Origin of the sequence: Subtercola frigoramans, from assembly GCF_016907385.1 — a bacterium.
In the GTDB taxonomy this organism is placed as follows: Bacteria; Actinomycetota; Actinomycetes; order Actinomycetales; family Microbacteriaceae; genus Subtercola; species Subtercola frigoramans.
The window spans coordinates 2,626,516-2,650,557 of record NZ_JAFBBU010000001.1; the positions used below are offsets into that span (position 1 = coordinate 2,626,516).

Consider the following 24,042-nt stretch of genomic DNA (forward strand, 5'->3'; position numbering starts at 1 on the left):
CCGTCGAGAGCCGTCCGGCTCAGCGCGCCGAGGCGATCAGACCGAGTTCGGCCGACGACGCCAGCAGCTCATGCTTCGGCACCACGCGCACGGTGTACCCGAACGAGCCCGCGTGCTCCAGCACGACCGTGCCCGAGAACCCGTAGAGGCCGTCGGCGTCGGTCGGTACGACCCCGGGGGCGACAACCGTGAGCGGAGTTGTCGAGGTCGACACGACGGTGGGGGCGAGGGCGACGGCCCGGGCATCCGTCAGCTGGTCGCCGTTGGCCGTGTGGCCGTAGACCACCTCGACCGAGACGTCGTCGGGCGTCAGTGAGCCGAGGTTCACGCTGGCTCTGACCTGCAGCTCGTCGCCGACCTGGGGCGTGTCATCGAGGCCACCCGATTCGACGTGCACCACCGACACGCTCGACCAGGCCGCGCGCTCGCGCGCCTTCCACTCCGACAGTTCCAACGCCGGCGCGTAGTCGTGCCCGGAGACGGCCTTCTCGGCAGCGCACGCGGGCACGTAGAGGCGGGTGACATACTCGCTGACCATGCGCTCGGCCGAGAGTGACGGAGAGAGAGTGGCCAGCGTGTGGCGGATCGACTTGGTCCAGCGTTCGGGCACACCCTCCGAGTTGCGGTCGTAGAACCGTGGCGCAACCTGGTGTTCGATCAGGTCGTACAGGGCCTCAGACTCGAGCTGGTCGCGCTCTTCCGACGACTCGGCACTGTCGGCCGTCGGGATCGCCCAGCCGTTCTCGCCGTCGTAGCACTCGTTCCACCAGCCGTCGAGAATCGACAGGTTGAGCCCGCCGTTCAGGGCGGCCTTCATTCCGGATGTTCCGCAGGCCTCGAGCGGCCGCAACGGGTTGTTGAGCCACACGTCGGTGCCCGGGTAGAGCTTCTGCGCCATGCCGATGTCGTAGTTCGGCAGGAACACAATGCGGTGCCGCACCTCGGGATCCGAAGCGAACTGCACGAGCTTCTGGATGAGGCGCTTGCCTTCTTCGTCAGCAGGGTGCGACTTGCCAGCGATGACGAGCTGCACCGGCTGCGCCGGGTTGAGCAGGATCGACTTCAACCGGGCGGGGTCGTGGAGCATCAGCGTGAGGCGCTTGTAGGTCGGCACCCGCCGGGCGAACCCGATCGTGAGCACGGCGGGGTCGAGCAGGGTGCGGTACCACGAGGGGGGAATCGAGCCGGGGCTCCGCTCGAGCCACGCTTCGGTGACGCGGTGCCTGGCATCGGCAACCAGTTGGCGGCGCATCTCGCCCCGAACCGCCCAGAGGTCGTCGTCGGTGACGTCAGGCGACATCCAGTCGGCCGTGGCCGTGTCAGACGTGCCGAGCCGGTTCTGCGCGAGCTCCATGAGGAGCGGGTCTGTCCAGGTCGGGGCGTGCACACCGTTGGTCACCGAGGTGATCGGCACATCGGCCCTGTCGAAGCCCGGCCAGAGCCCGGCGAACATTCCTCGGCTCACCTCGCCGTGCAGCTGCGACACGCCGTTGGCCCGCTGCGCGAGGCGCAGGCCCATGATCGCCATGTTGAACATGCCCGGGTCTCCGCCGTTGGCGACCTCGTTGCCGAGCGCCAGGATGGACGACACATCGACGCCGGGGAGGAGATCGGTGGAGAAGTAGCGTTCGACCACGGCGGCATCGAACCGGTCGATGCCGGCCGGAACCGGAGTGTGGGTTGTGAAGACCGTGCCCGCGCGAACCACCTGCAGGGCGGCATCGAACGAGAGCCCCTCGCCGATGAGGTCGCAGATGCGCTCGAGGCCGAGAAAACCGGCGTGACCCTCGTTGGTGTGGAAGACCTGCGGCTCGGGCTGCTCGGTGAGCTCCGCCAGGATCTTCAGCGCACGCACTCCGCCTATGCCCAGCAGAAGCTCCTGCAGCAGGCGATGCTCACCCCCACCGCCGTACAGGCGGTCGGTGACGCTGCGCAGGTCTTCGTCGTTGTCGGGAATGTCAGTGTCGAGCAGCAGCAACCGGATGCGCCCCACCTGTGCCTGCCAGATGCGGGCGTACAGCGCGCGGTCGTCGGGAAGAGCCAGCACGACTTGGGCCGGTGACCCGTCGGCCAGCCGCAGCACGTTCAGCGGCAGCCCGTCAGGGTCGAGGATGGGGTAGCTCTCCTGCTGCCAGCCGTCACGCGAGATCGCCTGGCGGAAGTACCCCGCCCGGTAGAACAGGCCGACGCCGATGATCGGCACGCCGAGGTCAGAGGCCGCCTTGAGGTGGTCACCAGCCAGAATTCCGAGCCCGCCCGAGTACTGCGGCAGCGCGGCGGCGATGCCGAACTCGGGAGAGAAGTAGCCGATACTGCGGGGCTTGGGGCCCTCGAGGCCCTGGTACCAGCGGGGCTCGGTGAGATACCGGTGCAGATCGTCGCGCAGGCTGTTCGCCCAGGCCACGAATCCCTCGTCGGAGGCCAGGTGGGCCAGCCTGTCCGGGCTCACGGCACCGAGGAGCGCGATCGGGTCACCGAGGCTGGCCTCCCAGTCGTCAGGCGAGATGTGCGCGAAGAGCCTGCGCGTCGGCTCATGCCACGACCACCGGAGGTTGCCAGCGAGCTGACCCACGGATTTCAGCTCAGGGGGCAGAACAGATCGAACGGTGAACTTGCGTATTGCCTTCACGTACAGCTCCTTCGAAGAACACAGCAGTGCCTCGGTAGTGACGGAGCAACGTGTCGGGTGCGCTCCATCGTTGCCCCTGTCGCGCAAGCCTAGAACAGGTACGTTACGGAACGTTAAACGCACAAGGGGGCAATTTTTCCGCCGCCTCCCCTGACCTTTGTTGGTACGGTCGATCTGTGGCTAAGACAGTGGCAAAGACATCCGGCCGAGCGGCACCCAAGCGGGCAGGGGCTCCCGCTGAACCCGGCTTCATCCCGACGATCGGGCGTATCCCGATCGTCGACGTCTTCCCGCAGGTCTCCGGCGGCCGATGGCCGGCGAAGGCCTTCGCCGGTGAAGTGATCCCCTTCGGCGCAACCGTGTTTCGCGAGGGCCACGATGCCGTCGGTGCCAGACTCGAGCTCGTCGACCCCGCAGGTGCAACGTCCTCCCACGGGCTCCGGATGATCGGCACCGGCATCGATCGTTTTCAGACCCTCGCCCACGTGCCCACGCAGGGTGCGTGGAGATTCCGTATCCGCGCCTTCAGCGACGACTACGCCACCTGGGAGCACAACGCTTCGATCAAGGTCCCCGCCGGGATCGATGTCGAGCTGACCTTCGCCATCGTGAGCAAGCTGTTCCTCGTCGCCGGCGCCGATGCCGAGCGACCTGCAGAGGAGCGTGCACTACTCGACGACCTCGCCCTGTTCGTGGCAGACGAAGCCATCCCCGCGGCAGACAGGCTCGAGCAAGCGACGTCGCCTGCCGTGCAGCATGCCGTCGAGAATCGACCGATCGCGAGCCTCGACACGTTCTCCGACTGGCACGAGCTGAAAGTCGAACGTGAGCGCGCAGGCTACGGAGCCTGGTACGAGTTCTTCCCCCGGTCCGTCGGAGCCGTACAGAAGGCCGACGGAACCTTCACCAGCGGCACTTTCCGCACTGCCGCACGCCGCCTTCCTGCCGTTGCGGCCATGGGGTTCGACGTGCTCTACCTGCCGCCGATCCACCCCATCGGCAAGGCGTTCCGCAAAGGCCCCAACAACTCCCTCACCGTAGAACCGGGCGACCCCGGCTCTCCGTGGGCGATCGGGGGCGCAGCCGGCGGCCACGACGCCGTGCACCCCGACCTCGGCACGGTCGCGCAGTTCACGATCTTCCGTGCCGCAGCCGAGAAGCTCGGGCTCGAGATAGCGCTCGACTTCGCGCTGCAGGCCTCGCCCGATCATCCATGGGTCAAGGAACACCCCGAGTGGTTCACGACCCTGCCCGACGGGTCGATCGCCTACGCCGAGAACCCGCCGAAGAAGTACCAGGACATCTATCCGATCAACTTCGACAACGATCCTGCCGGCATCCGTGCAGAGGCGCTTCGCATTCTGCGGTTCTGGATCGCTGCCGGCGTTCGGATCTTCAGGGTCGACAACCCCCACACGAAGCCGCTCGACTTCTGGGAGTGGATCATCGCCACCGTCAACGCCGAGCATCCCGATGTGATCTTCCTGGCAGAAGCGTTCACCAGGCCGGCGCTGATGCAGACGCTCGCCAAGGTGGGCTTCCAGCAGTCGTACACCTACTTCACCTGGCGCAACTCGAAGGAGGAGCTCGAAGAGTTCCTCGATTCCCTGGCGCACGAGACGGCAGCGTTCTTCCGGCCGAACCTGTTCGTGAACACCCCCGACATCCTGCACGCCTACCTTCAGTTCGGCGGCCGCCCTGCCTACAAGATCAGGGCGGCGATCGCAGCGACGGCGTCGCCGACCTGGGGCGTGTATTCGGGCTACGAGCTGATCGAGAACGTCGCCCGGCCCGGCTCCGAAGAGAACATCGACAACGAGAAATACGAATACCGTCCTCGCGACTTCGAGGCGGCGACGGCCGCCGGCACCTCGATCGCGCCGTATATCACCCTGCTCAACAAAGCCAGGTCCGAGCACCCCGCGCTGCACCAGTTGCGCAACCTCGACATCCATGCCAGCGACGACGACTCGGTTCTGGTGTACAGCAAGTACATCGCTGGCGAGTTCACCGAGACCGGGCAGCCCGACGGCCTCATCGTGGTCGCCAACGTCGACCCGTGGTCGGTGCGCGAGACCACTGTTCGCCTCGATGTCACCAAGTTCGGCCTCGAGCCCGGGGCGCAGTTCCGCGTGACAGACGCGATCACCGGCGCCTCCTGGCTCTGGGGCGCAGACAACTACGTACGCCTGAACGCATTCACCGAACCGGTCCACATCCTCTCGGTGCACTACTCCCCCCGACGAACTTGCTGATGCGACCGCCGCCGACCCGGACGACACGCCGTGAGCCCACGCACCGCCACCCGCCGGTTGAGTAGCTCGTGCCACGGGCGCGGGCGCATCGAAATCACCACCGGTTTCGATACGCGCCGCTTCGCACCGCTACTCAACCAGCGTTCCACCACCAACGAAAGCGACTCCTGATGGCCCAGATCGACGGCCTCACCGCCCTGACCATTCCCGAGATCGACGAGAGCGTTCTGCAGCAGATCGCCAGCGGTTCGTACTACGACCCGCACGCGATTCTCGGGCAGCACCTCGTCGACCCCAGCAGCGCGGGTGACCCCATCACGGTCATCCGCACCCTTCGTCCGCTCGCCACCGAAGTTGTCGCGGTGCTCTCCAACGGAGCCCGAACCCAGCTGACGCACCTGTACGGCGGCATCTGGCAGGGCTTCACCATCACCGGTCTCGACGACTACCTCATCGATGCCACTTACGGCGACGGCTCCACCTGGACGGCCGACGACCCCTACCGCTTCGCACCGACACTCGGTGAACTCGACCTGCACCTCATCGGAGAAGGCCGGCACGAGCAGCTCTGGGACGTTCTGGGAGCGCACCACCGCTCACACAACGGCATCAACGCGGCGACCATCGGCACCTCCTTCGCGGTCTGGGCACCGCACGCCAGGGCCGTGCGCGTCATCGGCGACTTCAACGGCTGGGATGGCACGCGGCACTCGATGCGCAGCCTCGGCGCGACCGGCGTGTGGGAGGTGTTCATTCCCGAGCTCGCCCCCGGCAGCAACTACAAGTTCGAGCTGCTGACGCAGCACGGCGGCTGGGTCAGCAAGGCCGACCCGATGGCCCGCCGAACCGAAGTGCCCCCTCTGACCGCGTCGGTGATCACCGAATCGAGCTACGACTGGGCTGACGGCGACTGGATGCAGACGCGGGCAGAGACCGACCCGCACAACTCGCCGATGAGCGTCTACGAGATGCACCTCGGCTCGTGGCGGCCCGGGCTCGACTACCGCTCGCTGGCCGATCAGCTGATCGACTACATGAATGAGCTGGGATTCACCCACGTCGAGTTCATGCCCCTGGCCGAGCATCCATTCGGCGGTTCGTGGGGTTACCAGGTCACGGGCTACTACGCACCGACGGCGCGCTTCGGCACTCCGGATGACCTGCGGTACCTCATCGACCGCCTGCACCAGGCGGGCATCGGCGTGCTTCTCGACTGGGTACCGGGGCACTTTCCCAAAGACGCCTTTGCGCTGGCGAACTTCGACGGCCAGCCCCTCTACGAGCACGCGGACCCGCGCCGCGGTGAGCAGCCGGACTGGGGCACGCTGGTCTTCAACTTCGGCGACTCGAAGGTGCGCAACTTTCTCGTCGCCAACGCGCTCTACTGGTTCGAGGAATTCCACATCGACGGTCTGCGGGTCGACGCCGTGGCCTCGATGCTCTACCTGGACTACTCCCGCAAAGAGGGTGAATGGCTGCCGAACCAGTACGGCGGGCGCGAGAATCTCGAGGCGATCAGCCTGCTCCAGGAGGTCAACGCCACGGCGTACCGGCGCTACCCCGGCATCGTGATGATCGCCGAGGAATCGACCAGCTGGCCGGGTGTGACGCACCCGACCAACCAGGGAGGGCTCGGTTTCGGCATCAAGTGGAACATGGGCTGGATGCACGACAGCCTCCAGTACATCGAGACCGACCCGCTCTACCGCTCCTACCACCACGGCGAGATCACGTTCTCGTTCCTGTATGCGTTCAGCGAGAACTTCATGCTGCCGATCTCGCACGACGAGGTCGTGCACGGCAAAGGATCTCTCCTGTCGAAGATGCCGGGTGACCACTGGCAGAAACTCGCGAACCTGAGGGCGTACCTCGGCTTCATGTGGGCGCACCCGGGCAAGCAGCTGCTGTTCATGGGCCAGGAGTTCGGCCAGCCCTCGGAGTGGAGTGAGGAGCGTGGCCTCGACTGGTGGATCCTCGACCAGCCGGTGCACCGGGCCCTGTTGCACCTCGTCTCGTCGCTGAACACTGTCTACCGCGAGAATCCGGCGCTTTGGGCGCGCGACAACGAGGCGGGCGGATTCGAGTGGATCGACGGCGGGTCGAGCGAGAAGAACCTCGTGTCGTTCCTCCGCTGGGATGCCGACGGCAACCCGATCGCCGTCCTGATGAACTTCTCCGGCGCTCCCGTCGGCCCCTATCGCGTGGGCCTGCCGTTCGGCGGTATCTGGGACGAGATCATCAACACCGATGCAGTCGAGTTCGGCGGTTCGGGCGTCGGCAACTTCGGTGCCGTCACCGCCGAGAACGTGCCCTGGTCGGGCCGCCCCGCCTCCGTGGAGCTGACTCTCCCGCCCCTGGCCGCCCTCTACCTGAAGCCCCGCCCCCGCTGACTCCCGCCGCGCCGGGTACTTCGGGCGGAGCACAGTGGAGGTGGCGACCCCTAGGATGCCATATGACCTGAGTTCCGCCCGAAGTCCTGACCCCGGCCAAACTCAGGCACCGTCCCGCAGCTCAACCCTCGCAAACCTTCCCCCGGCACGGAGTGCCTTCACTTAGCGTCCTGCTTGGGGAACACCACCTTCTCGATGATGATGATCGCCGATGCGGCCACCGGGATCGCCACGAGCGCGCCCAGCACGCCGCCGACGGTTCCACCCGCGACCGCGCCAATGACGACGACGGCCCCCGGCACCGACACGGCCCGGTTCATGATGCGCGGGCTCAAGACGTATGCCTCCACCTGCATGTAGATCAGGTAGTAGATCGCTGCGACTAAGGCAGTCAAGGGTGACGCGAGCAGGCAGACGAGCACGATGATGACCGAACCCGTGATCGTACCGACAAGCGGCACCAGCGAGAGCAGAAAGGCGATGAATGCCAGAAGCACCGGCAATGGCGCCCCGATGATCGAGAGGAAGATGAAGCTCAGAATGCCGTTGACAAGCGCCAACGCAATCTGACCCACGACGTAGCGACCGACCGCCTGCGTGATCTGCTCCGTGATTTCAGCGAAGTTCGCGCGCTTCGTTGCCGGGACGAACCGGTACGTGACCCGCTTCATCGACCGAAGCGACGCGAGGAAGTACAGCGTCAGGATCAGCACGATGACAGACCCCGTCACACCGCTGGCCACTCCGGCCCCGACAGCCAGGATCCCGCCGCCGAGGGAGAGCACCTTGTCGGGGCTGAAGAAGGTCTGCACATTCTTGATGACGTCGTCGACGCTGACGACCCCGGCCAGTTGGTTCTCGAGGTTCTTGACCCAGTCCGAGTTCTGCAGGTTCGTCATGTACGTCGGAAAGTTGTTGACGAGGTTTGTCGTCTGTTCGACGATGATCGGGATGATCGTGAACAACAGCCCCGCGAGAATGAGCACCACGACACCGAACACGATTCCGATGGCGAGAGCCCTGGGCATCCGCTTGGAAAGGCGCGAGACCAGCGGGTCGAGGCCGAGGGCTATGAAGAGCGCGACGCCGACGTAGATCAGCACCGTGCCCAGTTGGGTGACCAACCCGCCGATCACCAATGCCACGAGCACACCGAGCGCCCCGAGGAGCCCGATCTTGAAGGCATTCACCTGGGCGAACGTCTCCGTGCCCTGCGTGATGGTCTGAACCTCGGGCGAAATACTGGCCGGACTCGGTGGTGGTGTGTGACGCCTGCTCATCCTCATGGTTCGACTGTATTGCCCCGGCAGTCAGATCAGGCGCAACCATACTGCCGATTGACAAGCATTCGCCGGTTGGGTATCCGTACCGCGGCGTAGCGAGAATCTCTCGAGCAGCGGGCGGGTCAGTACAGCAGCATTGTGAGGCGACGGCGGGCAGCCGTCACCCGGGGGTCTTCGAGACCGACCACTTCGAACAGATCGAGGAGCCGGGTGCGCAACACGTCTTTCGCCGGCGCGTCCGCTCTGGCCGACGCAGAAGCGAAGAGGGTCAGAATGCGGTCGAAGGCGTCGTCGATGTGCCCGCCGGACACGTCGAGATCGGCGACGAGGAGTTGCGCGTCGAGGTTGTCGGGTTGGGCCGCTGCCTGCGCCCGGATATCGTCGAGCGTGTGGCCGGTGAGGCGGTCGAGTAACTTCACCTGGGCGAGGCCGGCAACGGCGAGCTGGTCGCGAGGGCTCTGCGCGAGCGCCGTCTCGTACTCTGCGATGGCCGCCTTGTAGTCCCCTCGCGAGATGGCTTCGTACGCTTCGGCGTGGTGCGGAGGGAGTACCTCCTCTGCGACGTCTGCCGGGTCTGCCACGCTTCCCTCGGGACGTGCGCCTGTGCGCCCGTCTTCGGGCTCGGCGCGGCCGGTGACGCCATTCTGATCAGCGAGTTGCACCACCTGCTCGAGCACGTCGCGGATGCTCTGCTCCGGCTGCGCGCCCTCGAACAGTGCTACGGGTCGCCCAGCGATGATTGCCGCAACGGTCGGCACGGACTGCGCCTGGAAGGCCTCGGTCAGCTGCGGGTTCGTGTCGGTCTCGACCCTGACCAGCACGAATTGGCCGGAGTACTCCAGAATCAGCTTCTGCATCAGCGGGGCAAGCATCCGGGATCCGTCAGACCACGATGCCCACAACTCGACGATGACGGCAACAGAGTTCGAGAGTTCGAGAATCTGCGAGAACGACGCATCAGTGCCGTCGAGAAGCAGACTGGGAACCGTGACGACGCCGCCCGGCCCAGCCGCGACGCCGTCGGCACCCTGTGACGGGGCCGAGCCCGCCGGAGAGTTCGCCCGGTTCACCAACGACGACAGGTCGACCGCACCTCGCAGGCTCGCGGCGGAGGGGGGAACCTGGCTCACGGCAACTCCTTTGCACTCAAGAGACCCTGAGCGAACCCGAGAAGTCTGACCTTCGAGGTGTCGCCCGACGGTGGGATATAGAACAGCAACTGGTAATCGTAGATCGCCTCGGTGCCCTTTGTCGACGAGGTGACGCCGGAGGCGGCCTTCACCCCGCCTTCCGGGCTCACTGTCGCACCGGCCTCGACCACCTTGACAGTCTCCGACTCCCTGATGTTGAGGGCGACAATCGCACCCGACTGGTTCGTGGCCAGTGAGATGATCTCGCCTGCTCCGGCGACCTTTGCAAATTCGATGCTCGCCGTATTGGGCAGCGCCGCCTTTTTCGCGTTCTTGTAGTCGACGCCGACGCTCGTGCGGAGCGTGTCTCCCGTTGCATCGAATTTGTCGAAGTACGGGCTCTGGTCTCCGACAGCCAGGATGTCTGCATAACCGGTCGCTGCGTCGGCCGGCGTGATCGACAGGAGCTTGCTGTCGTCTGCCAGGCGCGAGGTGCCGACAGTTGCCGGGGCGACAGGGGGCAGTGTCGTGTCTGGCTCGAGCGGAATGGCGTAGTACACCTTGTAGGCGCTTCGCGGGGTGTCCTGGACCATCATCAGTGACAGTGGCGCAACGGTCGCATCCGTGTTCTCAGCGATGGCGAAGACGGTGCGAGGCCAGGACTCTGTGGCCTGTGGCAACACAACCGAGGCCGGCCCGACAGGAATGACCTGGGGGGCCGGGTAGGAAGGATCTGCGGCCCTGATCTTGTACGTTGCGGTGCGCAGCTCGAGAGCGGGCCCCGTGACCCGCGCGGCCAGCGCAGTCGCGTCTGAGGCGGCATCCGCCGCTGTGGTCGTGGCACTGACCCGGGCGAGAACCGCGTCGAGCTGGGTCTCGCTGACCACGGGCGGCGGCCCGGATTCTGGAGTCGGAACAGGCGTCGGTGTGCCGGTCGTCTCCGACGGAGTCGAACTCGGTGCAGGAGTTCCGTCGGTGGAGACGGGCACCGGGGTAGCCGTGTCTGCGAGGGCACCCTGTGCCGGCACCGACACTCCACCTGCGGCGACCACACAGAGCACCAGGGCCGGTGCAACTGTTCCGGTGAAGCGGGTGATCGATCGTCGACCGCGCCTGACTCCGGACTCGATGGCGTTCGTTCGCGACGGAGAGAACCGGGTGCCTCGAGGGAGCGCCGGCGGTTTGCGGCGCGGTCCGCGGGACTTCTTCATGTGGTTGAGCCCCAGGAGGAGCAGCACGAGCCCGGCGAGGAGAAAGACAGCGCCGGCAAGGATCAGCGGCATGGCCGCAGGCGTGCTGTTGTCGAGAGGCCACGAGATGCTCACCGTCGTGGGCGCGGGGGCCGTGCCGTCGTCGGCAACGATCAGCGAGTAGCCTGCCGGCAGGTTGAACGTGCGTGACATCGATGTGTCAGCGGAATACTCCTCGAGCCAGAGGTCGGAACCAGCGGGATTCGCGGAACCACTCGTGACGTTCGCTGCAGCGGCGGTTGTGGTGTCTGCGGGAACGATCGTCGACGTCAGGGAGGGCTTGTCGCCACCCTGGAAATCGATCTGCGCGAAGCTCGAACCATTCAGCCAGGCCTTCACGTCGTCGGTTCGGCCGTAGGCGACGAAGACCTTCGGGCTGCCGGAGAGAGTGACCGTCTGGTCGCCTCCCAGTGCCTTGAGAACGTCACTGTCGATGTAGACGTACGGAGTGCTCACCGACTGGCTGGTTTCGACCTTCAGCGATGAGGGCGGCAGGAGCACGGTTCGCTCGGCGATACCGATGCCGATGAGCGCTGTCGCAACAACGAAAGCGAAGATCGCAAGAATGAATCGCACGTGATTTCTCCAGACACAAAGACATTAAAAGATAGCTGATCCTCCTTGTGAATGCTCCCAGACTTCTGCGCTGTCATGTGCAGGGGCTAGATTTGCAGCAGACCGAGGGAGCAGATGCAGGTGAAAGTGAAGAACGCCTTCACGCTGGGCCTCGTGGGAACGCTGGGCGTCGGCCTCGGCGTGGTGATCCTTCTGGCCATCGGAAACCTGGCCACAGTTCTCACCTACATCGGCATCGCCGTCTTTCTGGCGCTCGGCCTCGACCCGATCGTGTCCTGGCTCGAACGACACCATTTCCGCCGACCGGTCGCCATCCTGGTGGTCGTGATCGGCGTCGCCGGGATCATCACCGGCCTCGTCTTCGCTGTGCTGCCGATCATCATCGACCAGCTGACTCAGCTGTTCGCCCAGATACCGCATCTTGCCTCGTTGCTCCAGTCGTCGAGCTGGGCGTCTAACCTGACTGACAGCCTGGGCGGCTTCATCGATGTTCAGGCGGTCGTCGACGCCGTGACGAAGTACCTCCAGGATCCCGGCAACATCACCACGATCGCCGGTGGCGCACTGGCGGTTGGCGTCGGCATCGCAAACGGCATCTTCGGCACGGTGATCGTGGTCATCCTGACTCTTTTCTTCACGGCCAATCTCGCCCTGATGAAGAGGTCGGTCTACCTCCTCGTGCCGGCCAGCAAACGCGAACGGTTCGCCGACCTCGGTGAGCAAGTGACAGAGGCGGTGGGCCGGTACGTGATCGGCCAGGTGACTCTGGCGCTCTGCAACGGTGTTCTGAGCTTCGTGTTCCTGTCGATCATCCAGGCACCCTACGCGGCAGTTCTGGCCTTCATCGCCGGGATGCTCTCCTTGATCCCGCTGGTCGGCACCATCTCCGGCTCGGTCATCATCGTCGCGGTGTGCCTCATTCCGGGCGTGGGTTCGCCACTCACGGCTCTGGTCGCCGCCATCTACTACCTGGTGTACATGCAGGTCGAGGCATACCTGCTGAGCCCGAACATCATGAAGCGGGCGGTCTCCGTGCCCGGATCGGTCGTGGTCATCGCCGCGCTGGCCGGCGGGTCGTTGCTCGGGGTGCTGGGAGCGCTGGTCGCGATTCCGATCGCCGCGTCAATCATGCTGATCGTCAAACAGGTTGTGATTCCGATCCAGAACGAGCGCTGAGCCGCAGACCCAGACGGTGCCGAAGGCGCGCAGCAGTAGCTTCGGCGTCAGGCCGACTCATCGACACCGGGCCGTCTCCTCGGATTCTGCCCGCCTTCGCTGGCTCAGATCGTCTCGTAGGTCTCCGGCAGAGGGGCCGCGGCAGGGTTCACACGCTGGACGATCTCGTTGAGCACCCTCTTGGTCTGCGACGCCCCCACCCACAGGTGCTTGCCGCCTTCGACCTCGACGACGTCGGCTTCGGGAACAGAAGCAAAACGTTCCCGCGCCTCGGGAGCCTTCAGGTAGTCATCGAATTCCGGGATGAGGGCGACGAGAGGGATGCCCGTTCCGGCCCACGCGGCGACTTCCGCCGGGGACGCGCGGTGCAGCGGCGGCGACAGCAGGATTGCGCCCTCGATTTCGTGGTCCAAGCCGTACTTCAGGGCGAGTTCGGTGCCGAACGACCATCCGACGAGCCAAGGATGCGGCAGCCCACGCTCGTGCACAAACCTCATCGCCGCGTCGACGTCAAGCCGCTCGTCGACCCCATGGCCGAACGCACCGTCACTGGTGCCGCGCGGAGACGAGGTCCCCCTGGTGTTGAAGCGCAGCACGGCGAGCTGGGCCAGCGCGGGAAGCCTGCCCGCGGCCTTCCGGATGATGTGCGAATCCATGAAGCCACCGGCAGTGGGCAGGGGGTGGAGCATCACCAGAGTCGCAACCGGGGCCCCCGTCGGGGGCAGTGACAACTCACCGACCAGGGTGAGGCCGTCTTCGGTCTCCAGTTCGATGTCTTCCCGCACGGCGGGGAGCACGACGCTGCTTCGAACATCGATCACGGGTGCCATCTACGAACCAATCCTCCAACAGTGGGTGTGCCAGTGCCTACGGGCAGCAAGATCACTCGAATCGCCGAGCACGCCGTCGGCCCGCCACGCAACGAGGTGCGCCATTCCGGGGGTGACCGTGAGCGAGCATCCAGGGCAGGTGTAGGGCTTGGTGGCCTGCAGGCCAGAGATGGGCTGCACGTTCCAGTCGCCATTCCGGCGGTGTTCGACGGTTCGCCACCCCGTCATCATGCGCTCGAAACCGTCGTCACCCGTGTCGCCGGCCCCCGAATTTCGGCGGGGGCGATTGCTGCGGGGCATGGCTTCAAGTGTACGAGCCTCTCCCGCACGACGTGGCGATGCGCTCGAACTACCCGCCGAGCCCCTCGCTCTGCACCAGGCGTGACTCCTCGAGGTCGAGCATCTCGTGGGCCCGAGTCAGGGTGTGTGAGCTGAATTCTCCCCGATCGCGCTCATCCAGAAGAGTCTCCCGCTCGACCCGGAGCACCTCGAGCCTCAATTCCCGGTACTGTTCGTGCGGCGCGGGGTTGGTCTCGTCGGCTTCGGCCAGGCTGGTGACCTCCCAGGCCGACTGGCTGCGCAGCTGGGCGTCGCGCCTCACGCGCTCGACCACCGCCTCTTCAGGCACGGCTCCTCCCGGAAGAACGAGTTCCGGGTTCTCGAGAAGCCCGCGCCCCGCCTCCTGCAGGCGATCCACCAGCGAGGCGAACTCCACCTTCTCGTCGGCTGCGTCAGCCCTCTGGATGCCCGTGAGCCTGATCACGAACGGCAACGTCGATCCCTGCACGATCAGGGTCACGATCGCCACTGTGAAGGCGATGAGGATGAGCTGGGGGCGGTACGGCGTCTCCTCTGGCAGGGACTGGGCCGCCGCGAGCGTCACGACGCCGCGCATTCCGCTCCACGACAGCACCACTCCCCCCGCCATGCCGGTCGGCACGTCACCGACGACGGCACCCGGGCGCACGGGAGGCGGGTGACGTTTGCGCCGCCAGGCACTGATCATAGTCGGGGGCATCACGAACACGAACCGCACGATGATCAGGAGCCCCGTGGCCAACAGCCCGAAGTAGATGGCTTGCGAAACGCTGAGGTTCTTGTCGACCACCTGGACGACGAGGTCCTTCAGCTGCAACCCCATGATGAGGAACACCGCGTTCTCGAGCAGGAACTGCAGTGTGCGCCAGGTGAGGCGCTCACTGATGCGCGAGGGAGCGGTGAAGTACTTGGCGCCGAAGTGCCCGGTCATGAGCCCTGCCGCAACGACGCTGAGCACACCGGAAGCGCCGACCGATTCCGCGGGCACGTAGGCGAGGAACGGTACAGCGAACGAGACCGCGGTGGTCAGTACCGGGTCGGAGAGTTTCGAACGGACCAGAATCGTCACCGCGCCCACAATCGCGCCGACGACCGCCGCTACGACGACCGAATACACGAAGCTGCCGGCGATCTGCCAGAGACTCACGGCTCCCGCTGTCGCAGCAACCGCCGACCTCAACAGCACCAGCGCTGAGGCGTCGTTCACAAGACTCTCGCCTTCGATCACTGCGCTTAGACGGTGCGGCAGCCCGAGCCGCTTGCCGATCGACGTCGCCGCCACAGCGTCCGTCGGGCTGATCACGGCGCCCAGTGCGATCGCCGATGCGAGGCTGAGCTCGGGGAAGAGCGAGAAGAGCAGCAGCCCGGTACCGAACGCGCTCACAAAAACGAGGGCCACAGAGAGCCCCGTGATGCTCCCGATGTTGCGGCGGAAGTCGATGAGGGGCAGGTTGATTGCTGACGCGTAGAGCAGCGGCGGAAGCACCACCGTCAGGATGAGAGCCGACGGCACGTGCACGGGTTGTACGCCGGGGATGATCGAGATGCCCACCCCGATCAGCACGAGAATGATCGGGGCAGCGATGCGGAGCTTCGGCGCCAGAAGTGAGACCCCGACGATGACGATCACGCCAATGATCGCGACGATCTCGTTTCGCATGCCGTCAGCTTAGCGAGTGGCGGGGAACGCTCAGGTCGTTGACGAACGACGTTCTAACGGACGGAGAGCATCACGTCGACGACGGCGTCGAGCACCAGGTCGACCTGAACCTCGCTGTAGCCGCCCAGTTTCGGGCGGAACACGACACCCCGGACATCCGCCACCGTCACGTTCGCTCCCTTTCGGAAGTACGCGATCAGGGTGTCACAGAAGGCGTCGACATCGTCGCGGTTGTACCCGCCGGTGAGCACGTTCGCACGGGCGAACTTGTGGCCGTCTTCACGCTCGAGACGCGCGACGATCTCCCGTGCCCGCTCCCGGCTGCGCGTGAACCATGCCTCATCACCGATCTCGTGCTTCGCCCTCGCACGCTCCCGGGCGACGAAGGCATCTTCGAGCCGCTCGAGCGCCGCATCGACGTGGGCCGGCGAATAGCCGCCCTTCTGCAGGCCGAAGCTTGCCCGCCGGATGCTCGTCGAATCCGTCTCGGCAGACCCAGCAGGGTTCAGCTCGGCCTGGGCCTCGTACGCCTCACGGGCACGGGCGAGAAATCCCTCGACTTCATCGATGTTGTAGCCCAGAGCCGACTTGCGGCTGAGGGGAAAGGATTGGCTCACTCGACCATTGTGCCAATACTTGGCCCGTTACGCTGACAGCCAGCCGAGTGGAGGCACAGGGGTGCCTGTCAGGCGAAGACGATGAAGAGCACGTATGCCGCTGCAGCCGAGGGCAGCATCGAGTCGAGGCGGTCGAGAAAACCTCCGTGCCCCGGCAACCAGGTGCTCATGTCTTTGATTCCCATGTCCCGTTTGAGCAGAGACTCTGCCAGGTCCCCGAACGTTGCGGTGACGGTGATCACCGCTCCCAGAAGGAGCCCGAACCACACCGGTTCCTGCAGGAGGAAGACCGAGAGCAGCACACCGGCCACCAGTGCCGTTATCGCAGCGCCCGCGAGACCCTCCCAGGTCTTCTTCGGGCTGATGCGGGGCGCCATCGGGTGCTTGCCGAAGTTCAGGCCGGCCACATACGCGCCTGTGTCGACGCCGACGACAATGAGCATGAAGCTGAGCACCCACCAGCGGCCGTCGGGTTGCACCACGAGAAGGAGCGAGATGCTGCCGAGGAAGACGACATAACCCTGCACAAGCAGACCAGCTGCGAGGTCGCGAACGATCATGAGCAGTGAACCGCGATAGCGGGGGCGTACGAGCATGGCGAGACGCCAGACGCAGACCACGGCAGCGCCCGCAAGAAGCACGAGCCACTGTGCTGAGGCGCCGGAGAAGTAGGCGGCCGCCGAAACCGCCGCTCCGGAGACGACAGACGGAATCAGAGGCACCGTGCGCCCGGATCGGCGCAGCGCCTGCACCAGTTCGGCCGCGGTGACGCACACGAGAACACCGACGAAGATGAAGAAGATCAGGTTGAAGAACAGCAGGCTGACCAGCATGGTTCCGCCGAGGCCGAGGCCGATGGCGATGGCCGGGATGAGGTTGCGGCCCGTTCGCGCCGTGATCTTCTCGTTGGCCTCCTCGAACTGCTCGCGCCGGGCACGAACCCGCTCTTCGAGTTCGGCCCGGGTGATTCCCTGGGGCGATCGCCTGGGCCTGTTCGGCCTGCCGGGCCTGCCCTCACCCGAATCGTCTGTCACGTCGGGTACGCCTAGATTTCCAGAAGCTCGGTCTCTTTGCGCTTCAGCGCATCGTCGATGGCATCGACGGTGGACTTCGTGTTCGCCTCGAGCTCCTTCTCTGCCCGGGCAACCTCGTCGTCGCCGACTTCGCTCTTCAGGGCATCCAACTCGTCTTTGGCCTTGCGACGGATGTTGCGCACAGAGATCTTGCCGTCTTCGGCCTTGACCTTGACCACCTTGACGAACTCCTTGCGGCGCTCTTCGGTGAGGTCGGGCAGCGTGACCCGGATGATATTGCCATCGTTGGTGGGATTGGCGCCGAGGTTCGGCATGTCGCGCAGCGCCTGCTCGATGTCGCGGAGCGCGCCCTTGTCGTACGGGGTCACGATGATCGTGCGGGCCTCGGGGTTCTGCATCGATGCCAGCTGCGAGAGCGGGGTTGGCGAACCGTAGTAGTCGACCAGCACCTTCTGGAACAGCGCGGGGTTGGCCCGGCCGGTGCGAACCGTCGAGAAGTCCTCTTTGGTGGCCTCGAAGGCTTTTCTCATTCGTTCGGCGGCGTCAGACAGTACATCGGCAATCACGGCAACTCCTTATTTCTTGGCTCAGTTTACTGTCAATCGCAGTGGATGGCTCGGCAGACGCCCGGTGACATCCCTACGCGTGCGAGGTATGCACCAGGGTGCCGATCTCTTCTCCGAGGATCGCGCGCGTCACGTTGCCGTGCGGCTCCATTCCGAAGACGACCATCGGCATCCGGTTGTCCATGCAGAGGCTGAAGGCTGTCGAGTCGACGACCTTCAGTTCGCGCTGCAGCGCGTCGAGGTAGGTGAGCCGGTCGATCTTCTTGGCGTCGGGGTTGGTGCGGGGGTCGGAATCATAGACGCCGTCTACACCGTTCTTGGCCACCAGCACGACATCGGCGCCGATCTCCAGGGCACGCTGGGCAGCAACGGTGTCGGTCGAGAAGTAGGGCAAGCCGGCGCCGGCACCGAAGATGACGACACGGCCCTTCTCGAGGTGACGCTCGGCACGCCTCGGAATATAGGGCTCGGCGACCTGGGTCATCGAGATTGCGGACTGCACACGAGTGGCGGCCCCGGCCTGTTCGAGGAAGTCCTGCAGCGCGAGGGCGTTCATCACGGTGCCCAACATGCCCATGTAGTCGGCACGGCCCCTGTCCATGCCCCGCTGGCTGAGCTCTGCACCCCGAAAGAAGTTGCCGCCACCGACGACGATGGCGATCTCGACGGATTTTGCCGCCTCAGCGATCTCCCTCGCGAGTGCGCTGACCACATCAGGATTGACTCCGAGCGAACCGCCCCCGAAGGCCTCCCCCGAAAGCTTCAGCAGAACCCGTCGTTTTCCGGTCGATTCGTTCATCGTGTGGATTTCCCTTCGTCACTTCCGTTGTTCAGGCTACCGGTAATTCCTTGCCCCTCTTTCGGGCACAAAAAGGGGGCAGCCGGAGCTGCCCCTTTTCGTTTGCCAGATACAGGAGGGTTACGCGCCGACCTTGAAGCGGGCGAAACCCGAGACGGTGAGGCCGGATTCCGACAGCACCTTCGCAACGGACTGCTTGTTGTCTTTGGCGTAGTCCTGGTCGAGCAGGGCGACCTGCTTGAAGAAGCCGGTCAGGCGACCTTCGATGATCTTGGGCAGGGCCGCGGCGGGCTTGCCCTCGTTCTCGGCGATCTCTGTCACGATCTTGCGCTCGGCCTCGACAGCGTCAGACGGAACGTCGTCGCGGGTCAGGTACTCGGGGTTGGCGAACGAGATGTGCTGCGCGATGCTGCGCGCGGTCTCGGCGTCTGAACCGCTGTAGCCGACGATGACGCCGACCTGCGGGGGGAGGTCCTTGCTTGTGCGATGCAGGTAGATGGCGAAGTGCTCACCGGTGACCTGGGCCACGCGACGCAGTTCGATCTTCTCGCCGAGGATCGCAGCCTCGTCGGAGATCGCCTCTGCGACGGTCTGCGACCCGGCGGGAGCGGCAAGTGCCTCTTCGACACTCGAGGCGCCGGCGGCAACAACGGCCGCCAGGACCTTCTCGCTCAGGTCGATGAACTTCTGGTTCTTCGCGACGAAGTCAGTCTCGCAGGCGAGCTCGATGAGAGTGGCGGTCGTGCCCGACTCCTGCGCGGCGACGAGGCCCTCACTGGTGGCACGGCCCTCGCGCTTGGCGACGCCCTTCTGGCCCTTGAGGCGCAGGATCTCGATGGCCTTGTCGATGTCTCCATCGGCCTCAACCAGAGCGTTCTTGCTGTCCACCATTCCGGCGCCCAGACGGTCGCGCAGGATCTTAACGTCGGCAACGTTGAAATTTGCCATAGTGCTTCATTACTCCTAGCTAAAGTGCTGTGCCCGAGTCTCCCCGGGCACAGCATGGTTCAAACGGGTTACGAGTTACTCGGCTTCTTCGATGATCTCTTCGGCTTCGACCGCGGCAACGACTGCCTCGACGACAGCTTCAGCAGCGACCTCGGGCGAAACGTCATCTGACGTCAGTGCTTCTTCGACGAGGGTCTCGGCGACGAGGGTCTCGTCAACGGCCAGCTCGACAGACGACGTTTCGAGAAGCTCGCGCTCCCACTCGGCCAGCGGCTCGACGGCCGAGACATTGCCGGCTTCTTCGGGCTTCTGGTGACGCTGGATGAGGCCCTCAGCGGCAGCGTCGGCGATGATGCGAGTCAGCAGGCCGACCGAACGGATCGCGTCGTCGTTACCCGGGATCGGGTAGGTGACTTCGTCGGGGTCGCAGTTCGTGTCGAGAATACCGATCACGGGGATGCCGAGCTTCTTGGCCTCGTCGATCGCGAGGTGCTCCTTCTTGGTGTCGACAACCCAGAGCGCCGAAGGCGTCTTCGTCAGGTTGCGGATACCACCGAGGCTCTTGTGCAGCTTGTCGAGCTCGCGCTTCTTGATGAGCAGCTCTTTCTTCGTGAAACCGCTCTTCGCGGTGTCTTCGAAGTCGAGCTCTTCGAGCTCCTTCATGCGGGCAAGACGCTTCGACACCGTCTGGAAGTTGGTGAGCAGCCCACCGAGCCAGCGCTGGTTGACGTAGGGCTGGCCGACGCGGGTCGCCTGCTCGGCGATTGCTTCCTGGGCCTGCTTCTTGGTACCGACGAAGAGAATGGTGCCGCCGTGGGCGACCGTCTCCTTGACGAAGTCGTAGGCCTTGTCGATGAAGCCCAGCGACTGCTGCAGGTCGATGATGTAGATGCCGGAACGCTCGGTGAAGATGAAGCGCTTCATCTTCGGGTTCCAACGGCGGGTCTGGTGCCCGAAGTGCACGCCGCTGTCAAGCAGCTGGCGAATGGTTACGACGGCCATGAGCCGTTCTCCTGTTCCAAGGCCCGCTGCCCTGCGCGCCCAGAGGGCACGCAGAACTCGTCAGGCCAAATCGGTTTTCAGCAACGATCGGATGATCGGCGCTCCTGGTGCCCGGCGCAGACCCGCCCCGACTCCCCGTCGAACCCAGCAGAACGTGCCTGGATCAGTGCAGAGGGTCAGAGACCGAGTGGATCTGGCGGCCGAATGGCACGCGTAGTCACCACGACAAAGCGCGGTGCTCCGTCCATAGTAGCATCGCCCACGGGCAGGCTGCGCGGCCCGTGTCAGGAGGCCTCTCTGAGACTGATCAGGAGGGAGAGGCTTCGGCGCGGAGTGCCGCCGCCTTGGCAGCTCGCCCTCCGCGATCGACCTTCAGGCCATCCATGCTCTCGAGCGAACGCCCCTTCGTCTCTGGCACTGCGAAGAACACGAAGAAGAACGACACCAGGGCGAAGAACGCATACATGCCGTAGGTGAAGGTGAGGGAGAAGGCCGACAGGGCCGGGAATGTCTCGGTGATCGCGAAGTTCGTGAGCCACTGTGCGGCTGCTGCAATACCGAGGGCCCTGCCGCGGATGCGGTTGGGGAAGATCTCGCCGAGCAGCACCCAGACGAGAGGGCCCCAGGTGGCGCCGAACGAGATGACGAACAGATTGGCGGCGACCAGGGCGATCGGGCCCCACGCACCCGGCAGTTGCGGTGTTCCGTCGACGAGCTGGGATTGGCCGAACGAGAGTGCCATGACTCCGAGCGAGACGAACATGCCGATCGAACCGCCCAGCAGCAGCGGCCGCCTGCCGATCTTGTCGACGAAGAAGATGGCGACGAACGTCACCGCCACGTTGACGACCGAGGTGATCACCGAAATGGTGAGCGAGGTACCCGGGTTGCCGGTGTCGAACCCGACAGACGCCCAGAGGGAGGTGGAGTAGTAGAAGATCACGTTGATGCCCACAAGCTGCTGGAACATCGAGAGGAGGATGCCCACCCAGACGACCGGCAGAAGGCCGAACATCTTGCCCCTCAGCGAGGCCGTGCGCGCGTTCTCCTTGTCTTCGCGAAGCGAGGTCTCGATCTCCTGCAGGGCATCGTCGACCTGGGTCGTGGGCATCACGCTCGCGAGAACGGTTCTCGCCTCCTCCTTCTTGCCCTTGCCGGCAATGAAGCGCGGAGACTCAGGCAGGCGCAGGGCGAGCAGGCCGTACACGATCGCGGGAACGGCGCAGACCACGAACATCCATCGCCAGGCATCGACGCCGAACCAGAGCGGTTCGTTCGCGTCGCCGGCCGCATTCGCGAGAATCGCGTCGGAGAGGAGTGCGGCGAAGATACCGAGGGTGATCGCCAGCTGCTGCAGTGAGGCCAGGCCGCCCCGAACGGCCTTCGGCGCGATCTCGGCGATGTAGGCCGGGGCGATCACCGACGCGATGCCGATGCCGAGGCCGCCGAGGACGCGCCAGAGAACCAGGTCCCAGACCGCGAAGGCGGCCGCCGAGCCGATGGAGCTGATGAGAAAGAGCGAGGCGCCGATCAGCATGACCGGGATGCGGCCCATGCGGTCGGCCAGGCGGCCTGCGAAATAGGCACCGACCGCGCAGCCGAGCAGCGCCGAAGCGACGACGAATCCGCTGAGAAGCGGAACCGCCTCGAGGCCGAAGTCCGCTTTGATGGCGTCGACCGCCCCGTTGATGACGGAGGAATCGAATCCGAACAGGAACCCGCCGAGAGCTGCTGCAACCGACAGCGCGATCACTTTTCGATTGAGTTTCTTCTGGAGGTTCTTGTCGGTTTCACCAGACGCCGTTGTACCAGCTGACCCAGACATGTCGTGCCCCTTCGAACGTGTGACTCGCGCGTCGTTCACTGCGCGATCGAACTACCCGTGAAGGATCACAGCTGCAAGTTGTCTCCCTCACAGCTTCGATCTTCGCACGATGTTGCACAGTTCGAACGGATTGCGTCAGGGGGTTGCGTGCGACGGCCGATGCTGTCTCCATGGAAATCTGGATGATCGTGCGGGGGCTTGCGCGCTCCACCGCGCTCGTGCCGGTGGTTGTGTGCCTGACGGCTCTGGGTCCGATGGTCTGGCCACCGCTTGGGGCTGAATCGGTCGGCACCGGGTCGGCGGGCGCACGGTGGCCCGTCGCGGGCGCTCCGCTGATCATCCGGGAGTTCCTCGCACCCCTCGACCGTTATTCGGCGGGGCACCGGGGTATCGATCTGGCCGCAGAGCCGGACTCTGCGGTCACGGCGGTTGCCGACGGGCGGGTGTCGTTCGTCGGTGTCGTTGTCGACCGGCCTGTGGTGTCGATCACCCATGACGGAGGGTTCATCTCGACGGTGGAGCCCGTGACTGCGTCGGTGGTGCTCGGCCAGGCGGTCACCGTCGGTACGCCGATCGGCACGCTCTCAAGCGCGGCGTCGCACTGCGCCCCGTCGTGCCTTCACCTCGGAGTGCGACTGCACGGCTCCTACGTGTCGCCGCGGGTTCTGATAGGGGGGTTGCCGCGCGCCGTGCTCCTGCCCAGTTCGTCCGCGGCGGCCGGTGAAGACTCCTGGCCGCAGATCGGACCTGTGGGCGAGCTGTTCGGTCGCCGCACGCTCGCGGGTGGGCCGGTTGCGTCGTCGCTCACGCTCGGTGGTGAGCCGATATATTCGGCTGTCACGCTCGCGGGTGAGCCGAGAGATAGGTCTGGCGAAGGCGTTCTGTGGTCACGTGGGTGTAGATCTGCGTCGTGCCCAGGCTCGCGTGGCCGAGCATCTCCTGCACCGCCCGCAGATCTGCACCCCCGTCGAGCAGGTGCGTCGCCGCGGTGTGCCGGAACGCGTGTGGGCCCTCAGGCCCCGACCCAGGGAAGCGCTGCAGCAGACCGGAAACCAGCGCGTACACCGAGCGCGTACCGAGACGCGTGCCCCTGGTGTTCAGGAACAAAGCCGTTGCCGTCGCGGGCTCCGCCGCCCTGAGTGCGAGCTTCGGGCGGCCGAGCTGGTGATAGGCGATGATCGCATCCTGTGCCGGCGTTCCAAACGGCACGACCCGCTGTTTCGATCCCTTCCCGGTGACCAGCACAGTGCGCCTGTCATGATCGACGTCTGCCGGGTCGATCCCGACCAGCTCAGAGACCCGCAGAGCTGACGCATAGAGCAGTTCGACGATGGCGCGGTCGCGGAGTGCGACCGGGTCGCCCTCGGCCGCCCTGTCCACTAGGAGTGCGAACAGATCGTTCATCGACTGCGAGGTGAGGACTCTCGGCAGGGAGCGCTCGGCCCGAGGCGCCCGTAGTCGCGCCGCGGCATCAGAAGGCTCTCTCTTCGTGCTCACCAACCAGGCAGAGAAGCTCTTCGCGGTTGCTGAACGCCTCGCAAGAGTCGATTTCGACAAGCCAGCGTTCGACGCTTCCCAGAGCCAGTCCCGCAGCATCTCGAGGCTCAGCTCATCAGTGTCCTGTTTGCGCGCAAACGCTGTCAGGTTTGCGAGGTCGGAGGCGTAGGCCCTGACGGTGTTTGGCGAGTAGGCACGCTCGAACTCCAGATACGACAGGTAGTCGCCGATCGGCTGGTCCAGGCTCACCGCTCCAG

Annotated in this window: 18 protein-coding genes and 1 pseudogene; 4 read left to right on the forward strand and 15 right to left on the reverse strand. The window is 65.2% G+C overall.

Going from position 1 to position 24,042, the window contains the following annotated elements:
- Positions 1-19: 19 nt before the first annotated feature.
- Positions 20-2,629: an alpha-glucan family phosphorylase gene (gene glgP, locus JOE66_RS12295; RefSeq protein WP_205109839.1), complete on the reverse strand. Its 2,610-nt coding sequence runs from the start codon at positions 2,627-2,629 to the stop codon at positions 20-22.
- Positions 2,630-2,880: 251 nt separating this feature from the next.
- On the opposite strand from glgP, the gene JOE66_RS12300 reads away from it, so the two are divergent.
- Together JOE66_RS12300 and glgB are read left to right on the forward strand one after the other, a co-directional pair.
- Positions 2,881-4,884, forward strand: coding sequence for an alpha-1,4-glucan--maltose-1-phosphate maltosyltransferase (locus tag JOE66_RS12300; RefSeq protein ID WP_372435514.1), 2,004 nt, complete (start codon positions 2,881-2,883; stop codon positions 4,882-4,884).
- A 170-nt stretch (positions 4,885-5,054) separates the two neighbouring features.
- A complete protein-coding gene (gene glgB, locus JOE66_RS12305) occupies positions 5,055-7,274 on the forward strand; it encodes a 1,4-alpha-glucan branching protein GlgB (RefSeq protein ID WP_205109843.1) in 2,220 nt (739 codons plus the stop codon).
- A gap of 158 nt (positions 7,275-7,432) precedes the next feature.
- Here glgB and JOE66_RS12310 read toward each other — a convergent pair whose 3' ends face one another.
- The 3 genes from JOE66_RS12310 to JOE66_RS12320 all read right to left on the reverse strand — a co-directional run bounded on the left by JOE66_RS12310 (position 7,433) and on the right by JOE66_RS12320 (position 11,513).
- Positions 7,433-8,560 carry an AI-2E family transporter gene (locus tag JOE66_RS12310; protein WP_307827184.1) on the reverse strand — a complete coding sequence of 376 codons (1,128 nt, stop codon included), beginning with the start codon at positions 8,558-8,560 and terminating at the stop codon, positions 7,433-7,435.
- A gap of 119 nt (positions 8,561-8,679) precedes the next feature.
- Positions 8,680-9,687, reverse strand: coding sequence for a tetratricopeptide repeat protein (locus JOE66_RS12315; protein WP_205109845.1), 1,008 nt, complete (start codon positions 9,685-9,687; stop codon positions 8,680-8,682).
- Entirely contained in the window at positions 9,684-11,513 is a 1,830-nt protein-coding gene (locus JOE66_RS12320) for a DUF8094 domain-containing protein (protein ID WP_205109847.1), read from the reverse strand. Before JOE66_RS12320 ends, JOE66_RS12315 begins: the two co-directional genes overlap by 4 nt.
- 120 nt (positions 11,514-11,633) lie before the next feature.
- Between JOE66_RS12320 and JOE66_RS12325 the strand changes: the two genes are divergently transcribed.
- A complete protein-coding gene (locus JOE66_RS12325; protein WP_205109849.1) occupies positions 11,634-12,689 on the forward strand; it encodes an AI-2E family transporter in 1,056 nt (351 codons plus the stop codon).
- 104 nt (positions 12,690-12,793) lie between these two features.
- Here the strand turns inward: JOE66_RS12325 and JOE66_RS12330 are convergent, their stop codons facing one another.
- The 10 genes from JOE66_RS12330 to JOE66_RS12375 all read right to left on the reverse strand — a co-directional run bounded on the left by JOE66_RS12330 (position 12,794) and on the right by JOE66_RS12375 (position 22,288).
- Positions 12,794-13,519 (reverse strand): alpha/beta hydrolase, encoded by a 726-nt coding sequence (locus tag JOE66_RS12330; protein ID WP_205109851.1) that lies wholly within the window; start codon positions 13,517-13,519, stop codon positions 12,794-12,796.
- Positions 13,520-13,819: an Rv1322 family protein gene (locus JOE66_RS12335; RefSeq protein ID WP_205109852.1), complete on the reverse strand. Its 300-nt coding sequence runs from the start codon at positions 13,817-13,819 to the stop codon at positions 13,520-13,522.
- Between the two features lie 49 nt (positions 13,820-13,868).
- The gene (locus tag JOE66_RS12340; RefSeq protein WP_205109853.1) at positions 13,869-15,497 is read right to left on the reverse strand and encodes a cation:proton antiporter; all 1,629 of its coding nucleotides are present in this window, start codon (positions 15,495-15,497) and stop codon (positions 13,869-13,871) included.
- A gap of 53 nt (positions 15,498-15,550) precedes the next feature.
- Positions 15,551-16,114 carry a DivIVA domain-containing protein gene (locus JOE66_RS12345; RefSeq protein WP_205109854.1) on the reverse strand — a complete coding sequence of 188 codons (564 nt, stop codon included), beginning with the start codon at positions 16,112-16,114 and terminating at the stop codon, positions 15,551-15,553.
- A gap of 68 nt (positions 16,115-16,182) precedes the next feature.
- A complete protein-coding gene (locus JOE66_RS12350) occupies positions 16,183-17,148 on the reverse strand; it encodes a phosphatidate cytidylyltransferase (protein ID WP_307827185.1) in 966 nt (321 codons plus the stop codon).
- An 11-nt stretch (positions 17,149-17,159) separates the two neighbouring features.
- Positions 17,160-17,714 carry a ribosome recycling factor gene (gene frr / locus JOE66_RS12355; RefSeq protein ID WP_205109855.1) on the reverse strand — a complete coding sequence of 185 codons (555 nt, stop codon included), beginning with the start codon at positions 17,712-17,714 and terminating at the stop codon, positions 17,160-17,162.
- 73 nt (positions 17,715-17,787) lie between these two features.
- A complete protein-coding gene (gene pyrH / locus JOE66_RS12360) occupies positions 17,788-18,513 on the reverse strand; it encodes a UMP kinase (protein ID WP_205109857.1) in 726 nt (241 codons plus the stop codon).
- Positions 18,514-18,633: 120 nt separating this feature from the next.
- Positions 18,634-19,461, reverse strand: a complete 828-nt coding sequence (gene tsf / locus JOE66_RS12365) for a translation elongation factor Ts (protein WP_205109859.1) — start codon at positions 19,459-19,461, stop codon at positions 18,634-18,636.
- A 75-nt stretch (positions 19,462-19,536) separates the two neighbouring features.
- Entirely contained in the window at positions 19,537-20,463 is a 927-nt protein-coding gene (gene rpsB, locus JOE66_RS12370) for a 30S ribosomal protein S2 (protein ID WP_205109862.1), read from the reverse strand.
- A 307-nt stretch (positions 20,464-20,770) separates the two neighbouring features.
- Positions 20,771-22,288, reverse strand: coding sequence for a sugar porter family MFS transporter (locus JOE66_RS12375; RefSeq protein WP_205109864.1), 1,518 nt, complete (start codon positions 22,286-22,288; stop codon positions 20,771-20,773).
- 254 nt (positions 22,289-22,542) lie between these two features.
- Here JOE66_RS12375 and JOE66_RS17825 point away from each other — a divergent pair.
- Positions 22,543-22,887 (forward strand): annotated as a pseudogene (locus JOE66_RS17825) (peptidoglycan DD-metalloendopeptidase family protein); the annotation flags it as partial.
- A gap of 238 nt (positions 22,888-23,125) precedes the next feature.
- On the opposite strand, the gene JOE66_RS12385 reads toward JOE66_RS17825, so the two are convergent.
- Positions 23,126-24,034, reverse strand: coding sequence for a tyrosine recombinase XerC (locus JOE66_RS12385; protein WP_307827186.1), 909 nt, complete (start codon positions 24,032-24,034; stop codon positions 23,126-23,128).
- Positions 24,035-24,042 lie beyond the last annotated feature (8 nt).